Consider the following 19,003-nt stretch of genomic DNA (forward strand, 5'->3'; position numbering starts at 1 on the left):
GGCCTCGTGGCTCAGCGGATTGAGCGGCGCGTCATGCGATCGCCTTCACGTCGGCTGTCTTCGCGCCGGTCATGATCGCGACCGCTTCCGACATGTGCACATCCTTCGTATTGACGAGCGCCGCGCGCCGGCCGAGCCGCTGGATATGGATGCGGTCCGCGATCTCGAACACGTGCGGCATGTTGTGGCTGATCAGAATTACCGGCAGGCCACGATCGCGCACGCGCCGGATCAGTTCGAGCACCATGTTGCCTTCCTTCACGCCGAGCGCGGCGGTGGGCTCGTCCAGAATCACCACGTGGCGCGCGAATGCCGCGCTGCGTGCAACGGCGACGCCCTGGCGCTGGCCGCCGGACAACGTTTCGACCGCCTGGCGCATCGAGCGGATGCCGATTTGCAGATCCTTCATGGCCGCGGTCGCTTCGTCGAGCATGCGGCGCTTGTCGATCATCTTGAACAGCGAGCCGCGCCAGCCGGGCTTCAGCAATTCGCGGGCGAGAAACAGGTTTTCGGCGATGCTCATCGCCGGCGCGACGGCGAGTTCCTGGTACACGGTCTCGATGCCTTGTGCGCGGGCGTCGAGCGGACTGCGGAACTTGACCGGTTTGCCGTCGAGCAGAATCTCGCCTTCGTCGGGCACCGTCGCGCCCGAAAGCGCCTTGATCAGCGACGATTTGCCCGCGCCGTTGTCGCCGATCACCGCGAGGATCTCGCCGGGCAGCACTTCGAAATCGCAACCGTCGAGCGCGGTCACGTTGCCGTAACGTTTGACGAGCCCGCGTGCCTGCAGAACCGGCATCGCAGCGGACGTGGAAGAGGAGGTGGAGGTCAACATGACAAGGCTCCTGTGCGGGATCAACGGCCGCGGTGCGAGAGTTTATCGGCGGCGACCGCGAGAATCACGAGGATGCCGGTGATCAATACCTGGTACACCGAGGAAACACCGATCAGCGTCAGGCCGTTACGGAATACGCCGACAATCAGCGCTCCAAGCAAGGTGCCGACGATCGAGCCGCGTCCACCGAACAGACTCGTGCCGCCGAGCACGACCGCGGTGATGCTGTCGAGGTTCTCGGTTTGCCCGGCCTGCGGATCGCCGACACCGGTGCGCGCTACCGACAGCAGCGCGGCGATGCCGTAGATCGCGCCGGCAAGCGTGTAGACGGACAGCAGAATCCGCTGCGACGACAGGCCCATCAGTCGCGCGGCCTCGGCGTTGTTGCCGAGCGCGTACAGATGCCGGCCGGGCACCGTGTCGCGCAGCACGAACCACGTGGCCAGATACATCAGCAGCGTCAGCACGGTGCCGTACGTGACTTCCGCCGGTCCGAGCCTGAACGTGCTGCCGAGGAACATGATCGCATCGGGCAGGTTCGACACGCTTTCCGCGTTCGAGTAGATCTGCGTGAGCGCAAACGCGATGTTCAGCGTACCCAGCGTGACGATGAACGCCGGCAACTTGATGCGCGTGATCAACAGACCGTTCAGTAAGCCGAACAAGGTGCTGGCGCCGATGCCGCACAGAATCGCGAGGATCGGCGGCACGCCGAGCACGACCGCGAACTTCGTCATGATGATCGAGCCAAAGGCCATTACCATGCCGCAGGACAGATCGATGCCACCGGTCAGCACGATCAGCGTCTGGCCGATCGCGATGACCGCGACGACCATCGTCTGTTGCAGGATCAGCGACAGGTTCTGGAACGATAGAAAGCGGCTGCTCTGCGAGATAAAGAATGCGCAGGCCAGTACCAGCGCGATCAGTGGTCCGATTTCGGAAAGCGACGGCAGGTGCTCGGTGAAAGACTGGCGCGGGCGGCCGGCGGGCGCGGAGGGAGTCGACATGATGGCAATCCTCGATACATGAGCGTGACACGAGGGTCACGCGGCAATTCAGATGGCGGCCCGGTACGACGCGCAACGGGCCGCTGTGCAATGCGTGTTACTTGTTGCCCCAGCAGTTGTCGAGGCCGAACTTCGTGTCTTTGCTGTCGATGCTGGACATCGGCTTGTCGGTGATCAGCGTGACGCCGGTGTCCTGATAGCCGGACACTTTCTTGCCGGTTTTCGCGTAGTCGACGCCGGCGGTGACGCCGAGCGCGGCCATCCTCAGCGGATACTGCTGGGAGGTCGCCGCGATCGCGCCGGCCTTCACGTTGCGTACGCCTTCGCAACCGCCGTCGATCGACACGATCATCACGCCCTTGTCCTTGCCCGCTGCCTTCAGCGCGCGATACGCGCCGGCCGCGGCCGGTTCGTTGATCGTGTAGACCACGTTGATGTCGGGCGCTTTCTGCAGGCAGTTTTCCATCGCCGTCTGGCCTTTCGCCTGATCGCCGCGCGTGTCCTGGCTGCAGACGATCGACGGATCGCCTTGCTTGACGCCGAAGCCTTCCAGGAAGCCGTTGTGACGCAGCACGCCGACCGACACGCCCGGCGCGAGATCGAGCGTCGCGATCTTCGCGGGCTTGCCGTTCAGCGCGGCCTTCGCGTATTTGCCGATCAGCACGCCAGCCTTGAAGTTGTCGGTGGCGAACAGGGCATCGGTGGCGTCCTGCGGATCGGTCGGCGTATCGAGCGCGACGACCATCACGCCGGCCGCGCGCGCCTTCTTGATGCTGGGCACGATCGCTCTGGTGTCGCTCGGCGTGATCAGGATCGCTTTCGCACCGGCCGTCATCATGTTTTCGATCGCGGTGACCTGACTGGCGTTGTCGCCGTCGAACTTGCCGGCGGCCGTGATCAGCTTCGCGCCGTCTTTCGACGCGGCCGCGTCCGCGCCCTGGCGCATCTTGACGAAGAACGGGTTCGTATCGGTCTTCGTGATCAGGCCGATGACGGGCTGGTCGGCGGCCTGGCTCGCGCTCGCGCACCACAGCGCCGCTGCCGCGGCGCACATCGATACGATTGTCCTGGCGACAGGACGCCTGCGGGAATTCAGATTCATGAGACGCTCCTCCGGTTATTGGCAACGACTTTTGGTACTGCAGATGGACCGAAGCCGCGAAGCCGTGGGCTCCACGTTCGGCGATGACGCTTCGACGCAATGTTCGTTCGAAGGGAATCGCCTAAATCACTTTGGTTGATTTAGTACAGCAGGTGCGCGACCGGTCGTCAAGGCAATGTGAACGCGGAAATTTGCCGCGCTGGCGACACCGTGCAGGCTGACAGCCTTGTATGGCAAGGCTTTGACGCCGTCTTGCGGTGCGCAATGGTGCGCCTCGGCTTCGGGAAAATCCCTGGCTCGATTGAAAGCTATTTGAATGCTTAGTAGTGGCTTTCCACGCAATTTGCGGCGCGTCCCGCGTTTTTTCGCTGACCGCTGAGTGCCGACGAGACGGCGCGGCGGAACAGCACTTGCTCGCATCGACAGAACGTCAACCTGTCGGAGAGACCGATGCATTTGCCCTGGTCGCAGCGACGGCTCGGCGCCCGCGCATCACTGATCGCCGCCGCCGCTGTGCTCGGCGTGCTGTACGCGGGCAGCACGATGGTCACGCCGCTTTATCCGCTCTACCAACGCCGCTTCGGCTTGTCCGAGCTGACGATCACGCTCGTGTACGCGACTTACGTGATCGGCAATCTCGGCGCGTTGTTTCTATTCGGTCGCGTGTCCGATCAAGCCGGGCGCCGATCGGTCAGCCTGGTCGTGCTCGCAGCGGCGATCGCGAGCACGCTGTGCTTCCTGTTCGCGACGCATGCGGCGTGGCTGTTCATCGCTCGTGCCGTGAGCGGTCTCGCGATCGGTGTCGGTGCGGCCACGGCGACTGCGTGGATCGCGGAATTGCACGCCGGCGCCGACAAGGCGCCCGCTAGCCGCCTTGCCGCGGCGGTCAATCTGGCTGGGCTCGCAGTGGGGTCGCTGCTGACCGGTCTGCTCGCGCAATTCGCGCCCTGGCCGTTGCGCACGGGGTTCGCCGTTTATCTGATGACGCTTGTGGCGACCGTGGTTTTGGCGGCGCTCGCGTGCGAAACGGTGCAGGCGCGCGCCCGGTCGTTTGCACAGGTGTCGTTCGCGCCTCGCATCGGCGTGCCCGCGCAATTGCGCATCGCATTCGTCGTGCCTGCTGTCACCGCATTCGCGACGTTCGCACTGCTCGGTTTTTTCGCGGCGCTGTTGCCCAATCTGATCGCGAACAGTATGCATCTGCACAGCCCCGCGCTGAGTGGGGCGCTCGTCGCCGAACTGTTCGCCGCGAGCGCGATCACGGTGATCGTCACATCGAAACTCGCCGCCCGCACCGCGATGTTCGCCGGACTGTGGCTGCTGCCACCGAGCCTCGCGTTGCTGCTGTCGGCGCAGGTCGTCGCGTCGATCATCGTGCTGATCGCGGCGACGGCGCTGTGTGGAATCGCCGCGGCGCTCGGGTTTCGCGGCAGTTTGCAGGAGATCAACCGGCTCGCGCCCGCGGACCAACGTGCCGAAATGCTATCGGCGTATCTGCTCTGCTGTTACACCGGCAACTCGCTGCCGGCGGTCGGCATTGCGCTGCTGTCGACCCGGGTCGGACATTTGTGGGCGAACGTCGCGTTCGCGGTGGTTTCCGCGGTATTGGCCGTCATTGCGTTGGCGGTCGGGGCGCGCGAGCCTCGTCACGCGAGTTGACGCACCGCAAGCTGACCGAACCCCGTCGATTGCAACGTCAGGTCGCGGTGGTGACAGCCACCTCAACGCGAACGCGGCGCGGCGGTCGATGCGCGAACGATCAATTTCGGCTCGGACGAAATCCGCATCGGCACGCGCGCCGGCACGCCTGTCGCGGCGCGTCCCGCCTGTCCGTACGACGTCTCGATCAACTCGCGCAGCAGTTCCACCGCAAGTCCGGCGACCTCGACCGTCGGCACGGCCACCGTCGTCAGAGCGGGGCGCGACTCGCGCGCGAGCTGGATGTCGGTGATGCCGATTACGGACAGATCGTGCGGCACCTGCAGGCCCAGATCCGCGGCCGCGTGCATCGCGCCGAGCGCGGGCAGGTCGTTGGTCGCGAAGATCGCACTCAGTTGCGGATCGGCTTCGAGCAGCGCGCGCGTCGCGAGGTAGCCGCCGTGGATCGTGTCGAGCGCGTGCCGCACGCGATTCTTCGTCACGCCGGCCGCGCGCAACGCGTCGACGAAACCTTCGTAGCGCGCCGCATGAATGCCCGACGCCTTGCTGCCGACGATCGCACCAACGCGCCGATGGCCGAGTTCGAGCAGGTGCTCGCCGGCGAGCCTGCCGGCAAGCCGGAAGTCGACCGCGACGCACGGCAGCCCGGGCGGCTCGGTGGGCCGTTCCCACATGCACAGGACGACCGGCGTGCCGCGCGCTTCGGTCTTGTGCAGATCGGCTAAATCGAGGTTCGCGTTCGTCACGAGCACGCCTTCGGACAAGGTGCCGGCGATCTGGTCGAGGTACGCGCGGCCGGTCAGCGGATCTTCGTTGGTATTGCAGATGATCACGAAGTGGCCGCTCGCGCGCGCGGCACGTTCGACCGCGAGCGCGAACTCCGGATAGAACGGATTCGCGATGCTCGACACCATCAGCGCAAGCGTCGGCGCGCGGCCCTCGGCGAGCGCGCGCGCTGCGAGATGCGGGCGGTAGCCGAGCGCCGCGACCGCGTCGAGCACGCGTTGCCGGGTCGTTTCGCCGACCCGGCCGCGATTGCGCAGCACGTTGGACACCGTGGCCGGCGTGACGCCGGCATGACGCGCAACTTCGCTGAGTGTGGGCATGATGTTGTCAATATCTGGGATGGCTGTCCGACATTTGCATCACGGCGCGAGGCGCGGCAACATCTGTCGTCACCAACATACAAAACGATATCGGAGACAGACCCAACGATCGCCTTGCGATCGATTTTTCGGTCTTGCTGATTAAGCGCTTAATCTCCGACTTCGCGCCGATTAAATCACGGAGTCGATGCAATGGCGAGCATTTCGTTACGAGGCGTGCAGAAGGCGTATGGCGACGGTGCGCCGGTGATTCGCAACGTCGATCTGGACATCGGCGAAAACGAGTTCTGCGTGTTTCTCGGCCCGTCGGGCTGCGGCAAGTCCACGCTGCTACGCATGATCGCCGGGCTCGAGGATGTGACCGACGGCGACCTGTCGATCGGCGGGCGCATCGTCAACGACGTGCCGGCCGCGCAGCGCGGCGTCGCGATGGTGTTCCAGAGCTACGCGCTGTTTCCGCACATGAGCGTGTTCGAGAACATGGCGTTCGGCCTGAAACTCGCGAAGACCCCGAAGGATGAGATCGAGCGCAAGGTGCGCGAAGCCGCGCGCATCCTGCAACTCGAGGCACTGCTCGAGCGCAAGCCGAAGGCGCTGTCGGGCGGGCAGCGGCAGCGCGTCGCGATCGGCCGCGCGATCGTTCGCGAGCCTGGCGTGTTTCTGTTCGACGAACCGCTGTCCAATCTCGATGCAACCTTGCGTGGGCAAACGCGCGTCGAAATCGCGCGCCTGCATAAGCAGTTTGCGAAGGCGAGCGTGGTCTATGTGACGCACGATCAGATCGAAGCGATGACGCTTGCCGACAAGATCGTGCTGCTGCATTCGGGCAAGGACACCGAGCGCTACGGCAGCATCGCGCAGATCGGCGCGCCGCTCGAGCTGTATCACCGGCCCAGCAGCCGCTTCGTGGCCGGCTTTATCGGCTCGCCGCGAATGAATTTCCTGCCGGGCAAGGTGACGTCACTCGATGCGCAAGGCGTGCTCGTCACGCTCGATCACACGGGCGAGAACGTGCGCGTTCCGGTGAGCAGCGCGGGCTTGCAGCCAGCGCAGCCGGTCACGTTCGGCGTGCGTCCCGAGCATCTCGAGTTCGTCGATGCATCGGCAGACGCACACGCGGCGACCCCGCAAGACGGCGTGCTCGCGCGCACCGTGTCGCTGGTCGAGCAGCTGGGCGAACACAGCTACGTCCACCTCGATCAGCCGGGCGGCGCCGTGCTGATCGCCAAGGCGCCCGGCAACACGCGCCTGGTTGCTGGCGATCGCGCGAGCCTGCGCGTGTCGCGCACGGCCTGTCATCTGTTCACCGAGGACGGCTTCGCGGCCGCGTCGCTCGAATCCGTCGAACACTACGCTTGAAGAACATTGGGGACATAGGGATGCGTATCGGAGTCTGTTATTACCCGGAGCACTGGCCCGAGTCGATGTGGGAAGACGACGCGCGGCGGATGAAAGCGCTCGGCATCGAGCAGGTGCGAATTGCGGAATTCGCGTGGAGCCGGATTGAGCCGACGCCCGGCGAATACGATTGGGGCTGGCTCGATCGCGCCGTCGACGTGCTCGGCGCGGCTGGCCTGAAGGTCGTCATGTGCACGCCGACCGCGACGCCGCCGAAGTGGCTGATCGATCGTCATCCGGAGATCCTGCCGGTCGGCGCCGATGGACGCCCGCGCGCGTTCGGCTCACGGCGTCATTACGATTTCTCGTCGCCCGCGTATTTCGAGGCGTCGCGTCGTATTTGCACGGCGGTGGCCGAGCGTTACGGCAAGCATCCGACGGTCGCGTACTGGCAGACCGATAACGAATTCGGCTGTCATCACACCGTCGTCAGCTATTCGCCGGCCGCGGTCGCGCGCTTTCGCGAGTGGCTGAAGGCGCGTTATCGCACGATTCAGGCGTTGAACGACGCGTGGGGCACGGTGTTCTGGAGCATGGAGTACCGCGGCTTCGAAGAAATCGACGCGCCTGTCGGCACCGTGACCGAGGCGCATCCGTCGCATCGGCTCGACTACCGGCGCTTCGCATCCGACGAAGTGGCGCGCTACAACCGCATGCAGGTCGAGATCATTCGCGCACATTCGCCAGGGCGGCCCGTCGCGCACAACTTCATGCAGCTCTTCACCGAGTTCGATCACTACAAGGTCGCGGCCGATCTCGACGTCGCGACGTGGGACAGCTATCCGCTCGGCGCGCTCGAAGAGCAGTGGTTCGCGCCAGACATCAAGGCGCGCTGGTTGCGCAGTGGTCATCCGGATTTCGCGTCGTTCAGTCACGACGTGTATCGCGGCATGTCGAAGCTGCCGTTCTGGGTGATGGAGCAGCAGCCGGGACCGGTGAACTGGGCGCAGTGGAACCCGGCGCCGCTGCCGGGCATGGTGCGGCTGTGGAGCTGGGAAGCGTTCGCCCACGGCGCGGGCTGCGTGTCGTATTTCCGCTGGCGTCAGGCGCCGTTCGCGCAGGAGCAGATGCACGCGGGGCTCAATACGCCCGACAACCGGCTCGACGTCGGCGGCAATGAAGCATCGCGGGTGGCGGCGGAAATTCACATGGTCCTCGCCGCGAATGCCGATGCCAATGCGTCGATCCGCTCGAAAGTCGCGCTCGTCTACGACTATGAAGCGAAGTGGTTGTTCGAGATTCATCCGCAGGGCGCGGACTTTCACTATCCGCGGTTCGCATTCGAGTACTACTCGGCTTTGCGCGCGCTCGGACTCGACGTCGACGTCGTGCCGGCCGATGCATCGTTCGATGGCTATCGTCTTGTCGTCGTGCCGCCACTGCCGGTCGTGCCTGACGATTTCGCCGAACGTCTCGCGCGCTCGGGCGCCCAAGTCGTGCTCGGTCCACGCACCGGTTCGAAGACCCGCGAGCTGCGGATTCCGGCGAATCTGCCGCCTGGCGCGTTGACGTCGGTGCTGCCGCTGCGCGTGTGGCGCGTCGAATCGATGCGGCCGAACGTGACCGAGGCGGTGGTGCTCGGACAGAAGGGCGGTACGGCCGATGGCTTCGCGCGACACTGGCGCGATTTCATCGACAGCGATGCATCGTCTTCATTCGACGTGCGCGCGCGTTTCGCGGACGATCATCCGGCGTACGTGCGAAGCGGCGCGTATCACTACTTCGCGAGCCTGTTCGACGACGCGTTGACCGTGCGCCTGTTCGCGCGGATCGCGCAGGAAGCGGGCCTCGAAACGCAGGCGCTCGGCGACAGCGTGCGCATCAGCCGTCGCGGCGCACTGACGTACGTGTTCAACTACGGCGATCAAGCCCACGCGCTCGACCACGTTGCCGACGACGCATTCGTGATAGGTTCGCGCGAGGTGGCGCCGCAAGGTGTAGCGGTGTACCGCTCGCAATAGAAGTCTGGCCGTAGCAATCCCACGCAGTCATTCGACCCACAAGCGACAACGACGTAAAAATCATCAAACAAAGGAGACAGTCAGAATGAAATTGAAACCACGCAAGGTTCTGCTGGCGCTCGCGCTGGCTGCGGTTGCCGCGGGCACCTCCGTCGTCAGCACCGCGCAGGCGAGCACGCTCGCATTGAACATCGCCTACAAGGGTGCGAGCCAGCGCGCGGTGTGGCAGCAGGTGGTCGATGAGTTCAAGAAAGCGCATCCCGGGATCGACATGAAGGTGTCGTTCATCGACGAGGAAGCCTATAAGGTTCAGTTGCCGGGTTGGCTTTCCACTGTCGCGCCCGATATCGTCAACTGGCACGACGGCGAACGGATGGCGTATTACGCGCAGCGCGGCCTGTTCGAGGATCTGACCGGCGACTGGAAGAAAAACGGCTGGAACGACATGTATGCGTCGACGAAGGAAGCATCGTCGTACAAGGGCAAGCAGTATGCCGCGCCAACCGTGTACTACTCGTGGGGAATGTTCTATCGCAAGGACCTGTTCGACAAGGCCGGCATCAAGGGCGAGCCGAAAACATGGGACGAGTTTCTCGACGCCGCGAAAAAGCTGAAGGCCGCCGGCATTACGCCGATTGCGGTGGCGGGCCGCGATGCGTGGACGCTTGCCGGCTGGTTCGACTATCTCGATCTGCGCCTGAACGGCAACGCGTTTCATCAGAAGCTGATGGCCGGCGAGATTCCGTACACCGATCCGCGCGTGAAGAAGGTCTATACGACGTGGAAGCAACTGATCGACGACGGCTACTTCATCAATAATTCACTGTCCTACGATCTCGACGCGGTGCAGCCGTTCCTGTTCCAGGGCAAGGCCGCCATGATGTTGATGGGTACGTTCGTCGCGGCGGGTTTCCCCGATAACGTGAAGCCGCAGATGGGATACTTCCAGTTCCCGATCATCGACGCCAAGGTGCCGACCGCCGAGGATGGGCCGGTCGAATCGCTGCATATTCCGTCGAAGGCGAAGAACAAGTCCGATGCGCACACGTTCCTTGCTTTCGTCGAGACGCCCGAGATCGGCGCGCAACTCGCGAAGGGACTCGGCTCGTTGTCCGCGAACAGCAAGTCGCCGGAGCCTGAAGATCCGATTTCGAAGATCGGCTTCCAGATTCTGTCGAATACGAAGGGCGGCATCGCGCAGTTCTATGATCGCGACATGACGAAGGAAATGGCAGACGAAGGGATGAAGGGGATGCAGCAGTTCGTCTCCGATCCGTCGAAACTCGACGACATCCTCGCGCAGCTCGAGCAGACGCGTCAGCGTATCTACAAGAAGTGAGCGGTGGCGGCCGCAGGGCCGCTGTTCGATGCATCGGATCGGGAGATTGATCGTGTCGCATTCCGTCAGCCGTCATAGCGTCGACGGTCCTGTTGAATCCGGCGCGCCGGGCTTGCCGGCGTCGGGCGGTGCGCTGGGCGGTGCGTCCGTCGCATCGCGCCGGCGCGGGCCGACGCCGACCGCGCGGCGGCAGCGCCGCGCCGCGTTCCTGTTTCTCGCGCCGGCCTGCTTCATGGTGGCCGTGTACGTGGTGTGGCCGATCCTCTCGACGATCCGCCTGAGCTTCTTCAACTGGGATGGGATGACCGAACCGACCTTCGTCGGCCTCGCGAACTACATCGAGTTGGTCCATACGCAGACGTTCTATACGGCGCTGAAGAACAACCTGATCTGGCTCGTGCTGTTCCTGCTCGCACCGCCAATGGGGCTCGCCGTTGCGCTGTATCTGAACCAGGCGGTGGCGGGTATCCGTATCGTCAAGTCGCTGTTTTTCGCGCCGTTCGTGTTGTCGGGCGTCGTGGTCGGGCTGATTTTTTCGTGGTTCTACGATCCAACCTTCGGCCTGCTCGCGATGATGCTCGGCCACGGCGTGCCGGTGCTCGGGGACCCGCGCTATGCGACGTTCGGCATCGTGTTCGCGGCGCTGTGGCCGCAAACCGCGTACTGCATGATTCTGTATCTGACCGGCTTGACCACGCTGAACGCCGAACAGATCGAAGCTGCGCGAATGGAAGGCGCGCAGGGGTGGTCGATGCTATGGCATGTGATTCTGCCGCAGTTGCGGCCCACGACGTTCATGGCGATCGTCGTGACGATCATCGGCGCGCTGCGCAGTTTCGACCTGATTTCGGTGATGACGGGCGGCGGTCCGTTCGAAAGCTCGACGGTGCTCGCCTATTTCATGTACGACCAGGCGATCAAGTACTACCGCATCGGCTATTCGGCGGCGATCGCGGTGGTGCTGTTCGGCATCATGCTCGTGTACATCGTCTACCACCTGCGGCGGATGCTGCGCGCCGAGCAATAAGGAGCCGCTGATGTTTCCGATTCCGATCGACAAATGGAAGCTGGCCACACGCCGCGCATACAAACTGACGTTGCCGATCGCACTCGTGATCTGGCTGCTGCCGATGATCGCGGTGCTGGTCACGTCCGTGCGTTCGACCGAAGAACTGAGCGAGGGCAACTACTGGGGATGGCCGAAGCACTTCGCGATGTTCGACAACTATCGCGAGGCACTGACGACGTCGCCGATGCTGCATTACTTCTGGAATAGCGTGCTGATTACGTTGCCTTCGGTAGTGGGCTCGATCGCACTCGCGGCGATGGCGGGCTTCGCATTGGCGATCTATCGCTTTCGCGGCAATTCGACGTTGTTCGCGACGTTCGTCGCGGGCAACTTCGTACCGGTTCAGGTGCTGATGATTCCGGTGCGCGATCTGTCGTTGCAACTCGGGCTGTTCAACACCGTCAGCGCGCTGATTCTGTTTCATGTGTCGTTCCAGACCGGCTTTTGCGCGCTGTTTCTGCGCAACTTCATCAAGCAGTTGCCGTTCGAACTGGTGGAGGCGGCGCGCATCGAAGGGGCGAACGAGTGGACCGTGTTCTTCAGGATCGTGCTGCCGCTGATTCGTCCCGCGCTCGCGGCGTTGGCGATCCTCGTGTTCACGTTCGTGTGGAATGACTATTTCTGGGCGTTATGTCTGACGCAAGGCGATGACGCCGCGCCGATCACCGTTGGCGTGGCCGCGCTGAAAGGACAGTGGACGACCGCGTGGAATCTCGTTTCGGCGGGCTCGATTCTGGCGGCGCTGCCGTCGGTCGCGATGTTCTTTGCGATGCAGAAGCATTTTGTCGCGGGCCTGACATTTGGCGCGACGAAGGGGTGAGGGGGCCTTCGGTCAACTGTTGCCGATCGACCCATTGTGACCCGCTCGATGTCTATCGGATAAGATACGGCCCGTCATGCATTATTTAGAACGGAAGGAGTGGTTTCAGTGATCGAACCGAGCAACGTTTTCAAGGAAAATCTCGCCAGAATGCCGGCGATCGACGGCATCGCCCGCATCGATCTGGTCAATGGCAGCGGCGCCGTGGTCGCTAGCATCGAGAACAAGCCGGGCAAGCAGGGCTCGCTCGCGGTGTACAACCAGCTGCGCCGCGCGTTCGGCACGCTCGATGCAAAGGCGGCCGACTACGGCCTCGCGCTGTTCGCCGAGCACACGGCCGACGCGCGCAACCGCCCGGGCGCGCATCCGAACGTCGACCACCTGCTGGCGATTGCCGCTGGCGGCGAGGCATTGCGCATCGACGTCGTTCCGGCAGCTTAAGGCCGCTCAAAGTCGTTTTCCGCTTTTTCCGCATCCCCAAGGTGGACGTTTTCCCCCGCTGCCGCGAACCAACGCCGCCCCCGGCGACTGGATTCGCGGCGCGCCAGCGGTGATTGCTCGGTAAAAACCCCTTGTTTTTCTCGAAGCTCCCGGATTGGCTTCACATTCGGCTTCTGTTCGCCGAATTGAAACGTGCGGGGGCGGCGCACACTGAATTCATCCCGTCGCGTATATCGCGATTTTCCGTCAGGAGCCCCGCATGTCTTCCCGTCACAACAAGCCCCGCCGGCTCGACGCCGACCTGCCGGAACTCGCCACCTCGGAATGGGATCAGCCGACGCCGGGTCCAGACGACGCGATGCGCGAACTGCAACGCGGTTCCGAAGCCATCCTGCGTCTCGCCACCCAGGCGCACGCGGCCGTCGCTCGCAGCGACGAAGCGGGCGCGCAAGCCGCGCGCCAATCGCTCGAGACGCAGCTGACGTTCACCACCGCCCTGATCGACGAACTGCTGTTCGGTGCGCCTGAGCGCTCCACGCTGCATTGACTGCCCACGCGGCAGCATCACCGTACTAACCCGTAGTTCCGACGTTCCGGAAGCTGACATGAGCGTTTTGACCGTAATTCTCTGCATCTGGGCGATGGTCGCGGTTTGCGCGATTCTGTTGATCCGTGGCGCGACTCCGCGCGTCGAGCGTGAGGCGAAACAGCCGCGTGCGCGTCCGTCGCGCTATTCGATCGCTGAGTAACCCGCACTGCCAACGACGCGGAACCAACGGGGTAACATGAGGAGCGCCGGCGCCACCGCCGGCCGCCATCGACGATGTTCCCCCGGAGGTTCTCGTATGGACGCCCATTCGATTCTCGGCATGTTGCATGCCGAAGAGGCTTTGCTGGTCTCTATCGTGCGGTCGCTGCCTGACGATATCAGGCGCAGAATCGCCAACGACTTTCACGAGCAGGCGCAACTCGCCGAAAGCTCGCATCTGAATCCCACCACGAACCGCGAAACGAGCGACGCGTTCAAGGCCCACGTGCGGCGCCTGTCCAACATGCTTGCTTCGTTGTCTTAGCTTGCCGCCGAGGAATTTCGGCAGTTCGAGTCGCGCGTCGTGCAATTGACCGCGCTGCTATGAGCCGTTTGCCGTCTCAGTTTTGCGACACGCCAGTCCGCAGGACGCAGGCACTGTTTCGTCGCATGACGCGCCGGCGGTTCCGCCGGTACGCGTCGCAAAACTTGCTCTGTCAATGCGCGTTCGGGTTTTCCCGCGCGCGTCGAACGACGTGTGCGAAGCCAGCAAGAAGGCGTCGGGGCATCCGCGCGGCGTCTCACTTCCGATGCATCGCGTGCGATCAGGCCCGCGGCGAAGTGCATCGGCACAGATCCGTCCATGTGTGGCAAGGCTTTGACCCAGCATGGCATAACCGTTGCTGTAAGGAAGGCACAAGAACTACAAATGTTGCAGCCGGGATTTCATGCAGGGAATAAATACCGACGGCAGCAAAAGTCTTCGTGATTCGCGCTCGGGGAGCTTGGCGCGACTTGCGAGGTGCGGCGGGGCCAACACTAAACGGATGTCGACAAACAACGACGACGCGAGCGGACGACGCGCAGCATCGACCGCTCGCTCGCGATCGTGACAGCGTGAAGCGATGACCCCGCTTTTTTTCCGTGCTTGCGGGCGAATCCGAAGTCGCGGTGGACCCCGCCAAAGGGCGCTTGCGCGCCGACCGGCGCACTGCGAAGATCATGCTAACGCTCCTGTCGTATCCGGCGCGGCGCGTCTGCTGTTTGCCACAGACAGCCCGACACGGTCCGCATCGGCGGCACCAGGGAATTCCATGTTAGCGTCGAGCCCATTTCCCGTATTGCTGCACCACGCGAGCCTGTGGCTGCAAGGCTATGCGCTCGCGCTGGTCATGATGGGCCTCGGCGCATTGCTCGAGCGTCGCTGGCCGGCCGCGTTGCTGCAATCGCGCGCGGGCCAGCGTCTGAACATGGCGTACGCGGGCCTGTATCTGGCGTTGGTGGAAGCCACCAAGCCGCTGACGGCGGCCGCGAGCGTCGCGATCGTGAATGCGCTCGGCGGCGGGATGGTGGTGCTGGTGTCGCGCGGGTGGGGCGCGCTCGCTTCGTTCGTGATCGTGCTGCTGACGATCGATTTCCTCGAATACGCGTTTCATCGCTTGCAACACACGTGGCCCATCCTGTGGAAGCTGCATTCGCTGCACCATAGCGCGGTGGATTTCAACGTGACGATCACGTTGCGGCATCATTGGATTGAGGTGCTGCTCAAGGGCTGCCTGCTTTATCCGCTCGTCGGCGTACTGTTCAAGGTCGAGCCGTGGATCGTCGGTGCGACGTCGATCGTGTTCATGTCCGGCAACTACTTCGAGCATCTGAATCTGCGCGTGGACCTCGGCCGCTACGTCACGTGGATCAACAATCCGCAGTATCACCGTCTGCATCACTCGATTCGCGCCGAGCATTTCAATCACAACTTCGCGCAGCTATTGCCGATGTGGGATCACGTATTCGGCACGCGCTGGGTGCCTGCGAAGCACGAATGGCCCGCCACCGGTCTCGACGACCGCAAGCAACCTCACTCATTGCTAGGCGCGTTCAGCTGGCCATTGGGGCAGCACGCGGGACGCGATGCGTTACCCGCTCGCAAGCCGGTTGCCGTGTTCGACAAGGAAGCGAAATAGCGCTGGCTACGCGGGTTGTGCGCCACGCACCGCCTTGCCGCCCAACAGCGACACGATCAGCGTGGCCATCACGAGCACGCACAACGCCGCACGCAAGCCGAGCACGCCAGCGCCGAAACCGATCAGCGGCGGCCCGACCAGAAAGCCCGCATAGCCGAACGTGGCCGCCATCGACACGCCGATCGCGGGCGTTGCGCTCGAGCGACCCGCCGCGCTAAAAATCACCGGAACGATATTCGCGAGGCCGATACCGACCATCGCGAAGCCGACGCACGCGGTCAGCACGGTCGGCAGGCTCAGCACGAGCGCGAGTCCGGCGAGCGCGATCAGTCCGCCGAGCGCGACGACCTTGCTCGAACCGAAGCGTCGCACCGACGCATCGCCGGCGATCCGGCAGGCAGCCATCGAAAACGCGAACGCGGAGTAGCCGATCGCAGCGACGCTCGCTTCCTGATTCAAGGCGGAGCGCAAGTAGACCGCGCTCCAGTCGGCCACCGCGCCTTCGACGAGCATGCACATGAACGCAAGAAGCGCGAGTTTCATCACGCTGCTGTCGGGCCATGCGAAGCCGCTCGACGCGGCGGCCGCGCGCGGGCCGATATCGCGCAACGCGAACGACGCAGCGAAAACGATCAGGGCTGCAATGAACAGATCGGGCGCGAGCAGTCCGCCCACGACGCCGATGCCGGCTTTCTGCAGCAGCGCGCCGCTCGCCGCGCCAAGCAGGCCGCCCGCGCTCCACGCGGCATGAAACGACGACATGATCGGTGCGCGCCAGCGGGTTTCGATCGCGCTCGCATGTCCGTTCATCGACACGTCGAGCGCGCCGTTCGACGCGCCGAGCGCAAGCAGCACCACGCACAGCGTCAGCATGCCGGGCGCGACTGCCGGCAACGGCAGCGCGATGGCGAACGTCGCGCCGAGCAGCGCGGTGGCGCGGCCGCTGCCGACGCGCGGCGCGAGCTGTCCCGCGAGCGGCATCGCAACGATGGCGCCGAGCGCGAAGCAGAACAGCGCGATGCCTAGCGAGGTGTCGCTGAGCGCCAGGCTTTCCTTGATACGCGGCACCTCGACCGCCCATGCACCGATGCCGAGACCGTTGGCGAGAAAGACGGCGAGCGTCGCGATGCGTTCCCTGGCGAGTGAGTTCATGGGCGTGCCACCATCACGTTATCGCAGACGGCCCGCAGGCTCGCGACACGAGCGCCCGGCACGTCCGCTTCGACGAACAGATGATCGACCGACGACACCGGCGCTACCGCGAACGGCGCCGCGGTGATCAACTTTTCCGAGGTCAGCGCGATGGCGATCTGGCCGCTCGCTTTGACCATCGCGCGTTTCAGTTCGGCATCCTCTGCGTCGAACGCGGCCACGCCTTCGTCGGGATCGAATGCGCAGGCGCCGAGAAAACAGAGGTCCGCGCGGATCTGCTGGATCTGCAGCAGCGCGGTCGCGCCGAGCGCGCCCGCCGCGCCGCCCGCGATGCGGCCGCCGACCAGGATCACGTCGAATCCCGGGCGGTTCAGCAGGCGCGCGCAGGCCTCGGGCGAATTGGTGACGACGGTCAAGCCGGCGTTGTCGGGTAGCGCAGCCGCGATCGCGACGTTGGTCGAGCCGGCGTCGAGCAGCACGATCTGCTTCGGACGAACGATCGATACGGCCGCCGTGGCAAGGCGTGCCTTGCGGTCGATGGCTTCGTGCATGCGCAGTGCCGCGGGTTTGTCGGCGGGCGACATCAGCAGCGCCCCGCCGTACACGCGTTTGCAGTGGCCTTGGTCCGCGAGATCGCGCAGATGGCGGCGCACCGTGTGCTCGGAGGTCTGCAGCTCGGCGGCAAGCTCGGCCGCGAGCACGCGACCATGCGTGCGCAAACGCTGCAGAATCAGCGCTTCGCGCTGCTCGGGCAGTAGCCCGTTGATCGCTTCTTCCCGGGTTCGCTGCATGGGGCTCGTCTCCGTTCTCGCATAAATCGATCATAAACGAGCAAAATGTATCGTAAACGATCAGGCGACGCAAGCGACGCGGTACGGCTCGTCCTGATCTCAGGCGACGTCGTTCAGTTTCGGTCGTTATCCGCGGGCGAAAGCCAGCCGGTCGAGCAGCCATACCGCGACGAGCGTCGCGCCCATCAGCGGGAACAAGATGCCGAGCAGCACGAGGCCGGTTTTCCAGCCGCGCATCGGCGGCGCGCCGCGCTCGCGCGACGGTGCGCCGAGCGAGCGTTGCGGCCGACGTTTCCACCACATCACGAAGCCGGTCACGGCAAGCGCGGCGAGGCCGAGCGAAATGGCCGCGCACAGTATCTGGTTCGCGACGCCGAAGAAGCGACCCATATGCAACGACGTACCGTACGACACGGCCTTCGCGATCGCGCCGTAATCGCCGTAGCGAATGTCCCGCAGGATCGCGCCGCTGTATTGGTCGACGTACAGCGTGCGTTCATGTTGCGGATTCGCAGGGAAATAGGAAAGCGTGTAGACGCCGGTTGCCGAGTTCGGCAACACGATGCTGTAGCCGTTCGTGAGGTCGAGCGACGCGGCGAGCGCGACGATATGGCCGAGCGACAGCGGCCGTGCCGCAGCGGTGGCCACGGAAGACGGCACACGCGCGTTGCCCGCGGCCCACGGCTTCAGCGGCAACGGCAGGTCGTCCATGACCATGCCGGGCATCGAGTCCATGTCGGCGTGCATGGCATGCGCGACCGTCGCGCTCGCATGGTCGGCGTGGTCCGCTTGCGCTCCCGGCACGCTGGAGCGCAACGGCAAACCGCCCCACGCGCCCGGCGGCGCGCCAAGCTTCGCCGCGGTCGCGAACGCCTTGAACTGCTTGCCCCACGAGCCGGTCCACGGCAGGCCCGTCAATACGAATGCAAGTGCGCCGAGCGCGAGCCAGATACCGATCACTGCGTGAAGGTTTTTCCACAGCGGACGTCCTCTCAGCGCCAAGCGCGGCAGCAGCACGGCGGGCGCGGTCGTTTTGCCGCGCGGCCACCATAGTGCGATGCCGGTGCCGATCATCACGAGGGTCCAGCATCCGGCCAGTTCCATCAGCAGTTCGCCGGGCTTGCCGAGCAGCAACTTGCGATGGAGCATGCGATCCACCTGCATCAAGCGACGCTCGACGCTCAGCGTGCCCAGCACATCGCCGTTGTACGGATTCAGATAGACGCTCTGCTGCGTGCGGTCCGCGAGACGAAACACGAATTCGGCGCTGCGTTGCGGATCGCGGTTGATCACTGCGGTCGTCGCGACCGAGTCGGGCGGCATCGCCGCGCGCGCTTTCGCGAGCAACGCGTTGTCGGGCAGCTTCGGCTCTGCTTGCGGTGCGACGACCATTTGCTGTCGATAAAGCAGCGGCTCGAGCTGCGGCTGAAAGCAGTACAGCGTGCCGGTGATCGCAAGCACGAGTAGAAATGGCATCACGAAGAGGCCCGCGTAAAAATGCCAGCGCCACAGTGTTCGATAGCCTCGATGTACCGGGCCGCTCGTCGCGGCAACTGTTGTACTGTTTTGCGGGCGCGCGCGTTCGGCGGTTTGAGTCGTGGACATGAAATC

The 19,003-nt window shown here is 64.3% G+C and carries 18 protein-coding genes; 11 read left to right on the forward strand and 7 right to left on the reverse strand.

What is annotated here, in order from left to right; translation table 11 throughout:
• Positions 1-31 precede the first annotated feature (31 nt).
• From OKW43_RS08790 to OKW43_RS08800, 3 genes are all read right to left on the reverse strand, one after another.
• Complete coding sequence (locus OKW43_RS08790; RefSeq protein WP_187635791.1) at positions 32-835, reverse strand: ATP-binding cassette domain-containing protein; 804 nt, start codon at positions 833-835, stop codon at positions 32-34.
• A gap of 20 nt (positions 836-855) precedes the next feature.
• Positions 856-1,845: an ABC transporter permease gene (locus tag OKW43_RS08795; RefSeq protein ID WP_187635792.1), complete on the reverse strand. Its 990-nt coding sequence runs from the start codon at positions 1,843-1,845 to the stop codon at positions 856-858.
• Between the two features lie 97 nt (positions 1,846-1,942).
• Entirely contained in the window at positions 1,943-2,947 is a 1,005-nt protein-coding gene (locus OKW43_RS08800; RefSeq protein ID WP_187635793.1) for a sugar ABC transporter substrate-binding protein, read from the reverse strand.
• Positions 2,948-3,397: 450 nt separating this feature from the next.
• Here OKW43_RS08800 and OKW43_RS08805 point away from each other — a divergent pair, with 450 nt between their 5' ends.
• Positions 3,398-4,606 carry an MFS transporter gene (locus OKW43_RS08805; protein ID WP_187635794.1) on the forward strand — a complete coding sequence of 403 codons (1,209 nt, stop codon included), beginning with the start codon at positions 3,398-3,400 and terminating at the stop codon, positions 4,604-4,606.
• 62 nt (positions 4,607-4,668) lie between these two features.
• Here the strand turns inward: OKW43_RS08805 and OKW43_RS08810 are convergent, their stop codons facing one another.
• Positions 4,669-5,712: a LacI family DNA-binding transcriptional regulator gene (locus OKW43_RS08810; protein WP_187635795.1), complete on the reverse strand. Its 1,044-nt coding sequence runs from the start codon at positions 5,710-5,712 to the stop codon at positions 4,669-4,671.
• Positions 5,713-5,904: 192 nt separating this feature from the next.
• Here OKW43_RS08810 and OKW43_RS08815 point away from each other — a divergent pair, with 192 nt between their 5' ends.
• The 10 genes from OKW43_RS08815 (at position 5,905) to OKW43_RS08860 (ending at position 15,449) form a co-directional block, all read left to right on the forward strand.
• Positions 5,905-7,071 carry an ABC transporter ATP-binding protein gene (locus OKW43_RS08815; RefSeq protein WP_429446606.1) on the forward strand — a complete coding sequence of 389 codons (1,167 nt, stop codon included), beginning with the start codon at positions 5,905-5,907 and terminating at the stop codon, positions 7,069-7,071.
• A 20-nt stretch (positions 7,072-7,091) separates the two neighbouring features.
• Complete coding sequence (locus OKW43_RS08820) at positions 7,092-9,071, forward strand: beta-galactosidase (RefSeq protein ID WP_429446608.1); 1,980 nt, start codon at positions 7,092-7,094, stop codon at positions 9,069-9,071.
• A gap of 85 nt (positions 9,072-9,156) precedes the next feature.
• Positions 9,157-10,410, forward strand: coding sequence for an ABC transporter substrate-binding protein (locus OKW43_RS08825; protein WP_429446610.1), 1,254 nt, complete (start codon positions 9,157-9,159; stop codon positions 10,408-10,410).
• A gap of 52 nt (positions 10,411-10,462) precedes the next feature.
• On the forward strand, positions 10,463-11,437 hold the full coding sequence (locus OKW43_RS08830; RefSeq protein ID WP_429446612.1) for a carbohydrate ABC transporter permease: 975 nt from the start codon (positions 10,463-10,465) through the stop codon (positions 11,435-11,437).
• 10 nt (positions 11,438-11,447) lie between these two features.
• Positions 11,448-12,299, forward strand: a complete 852-nt coding sequence (locus OKW43_RS08835) for a carbohydrate ABC transporter permease (protein ID WP_429446614.1) — start codon at positions 11,448-11,450, stop codon at positions 12,297-12,299.
• Positions 12,300-12,407: 108 nt separating this feature from the next.
• On the forward strand, positions 12,408-12,740 hold the full coding sequence (locus tag OKW43_RS08840) for a DUF2322 family protein (protein WP_429446616.1): 333 nt from the start codon (positions 12,408-12,410) through the stop codon (positions 12,738-12,740).
• A 259-nt stretch (positions 12,741-12,999) separates the two neighbouring features.
• Positions 13,000-13,287, forward strand: a complete 288-nt coding sequence (locus tag OKW43_RS08845) for a hypothetical protein (RefSeq protein WP_429446618.1) — start codon at positions 13,000-13,002, stop codon at positions 13,285-13,287.
• A 58-nt stretch (positions 13,288-13,345) separates the two neighbouring features.
• Positions 13,346-13,489 (forward strand): hypothetical protein, encoded by a 144-nt coding sequence (locus tag OKW43_RS08850; RefSeq protein ID WP_429446620.1) that lies wholly within the window; start codon positions 13,346-13,348, stop codon positions 13,487-13,489.
• 96 nt (positions 13,490-13,585) lie between these two features.
• Positions 13,586-13,813, forward strand: coding sequence for a hypothetical protein (locus OKW43_RS08855; protein ID WP_187635804.1), 228 nt, complete (start codon positions 13,586-13,588; stop codon positions 13,811-13,813).
• A gap of 769 nt (positions 13,814-14,582) precedes the next feature.
• Positions 14,583-15,449, forward strand: a complete 867-nt coding sequence (locus OKW43_RS08860; protein ID WP_429446622.1) for a sterol desaturase family protein — start codon at positions 14,583-14,585, stop codon at positions 15,447-15,449.
• Between the two features lie 6 nt (positions 15,450-15,455).
• On the opposite strand, the gene OKW43_RS08865 is transcribed toward OKW43_RS08860, so the two are convergent.
• The 3 genes from OKW43_RS08865 to OKW43_RS08875 all read right to left on the reverse strand — a co-directional run bounded on the left by OKW43_RS08865 (position 15,456) and on the right by OKW43_RS08875 (position 18,997).
• Entirely contained in the window at positions 15,456-16,601 is a 1,146-nt protein-coding gene (locus OKW43_RS08865) for an MFS transporter (RefSeq protein WP_429446624.1), read from the reverse strand.
• Positions 16,598-17,392, reverse strand: coding sequence for a DeoR/GlpR family DNA-binding transcription regulator (locus OKW43_RS08870; protein ID WP_429446626.1), 795 nt, complete (start codon positions 17,390-17,392; stop codon positions 16,598-16,600). Before OKW43_RS08870 ends, OKW43_RS08865 begins: the two co-directional genes overlap by 4 nt.
• 126 nt (positions 17,393-17,518) lie before the next feature.
• Complete coding sequence (locus OKW43_RS08875; RefSeq protein WP_429446628.1) at positions 17,519-18,997, reverse strand: PepSY-associated TM helix domain-containing protein; 1,479 nt, start codon at positions 18,995-18,997, stop codon at positions 17,519-17,521.
• Positions 18,998-19,003: the final 6 nt, after the last annotated feature.

The sequence above is a fragment of the Paraburkholderia sp. WC7.3g genome, from assembly GCF_050436345.1.
In the GTDB taxonomy this organism is placed as follows: Bacteria; Pseudomonadota; Gammaproteobacteria; order Burkholderiales; family Burkholderiaceae; genus Paraburkholderia; species Paraburkholderia podalyriae.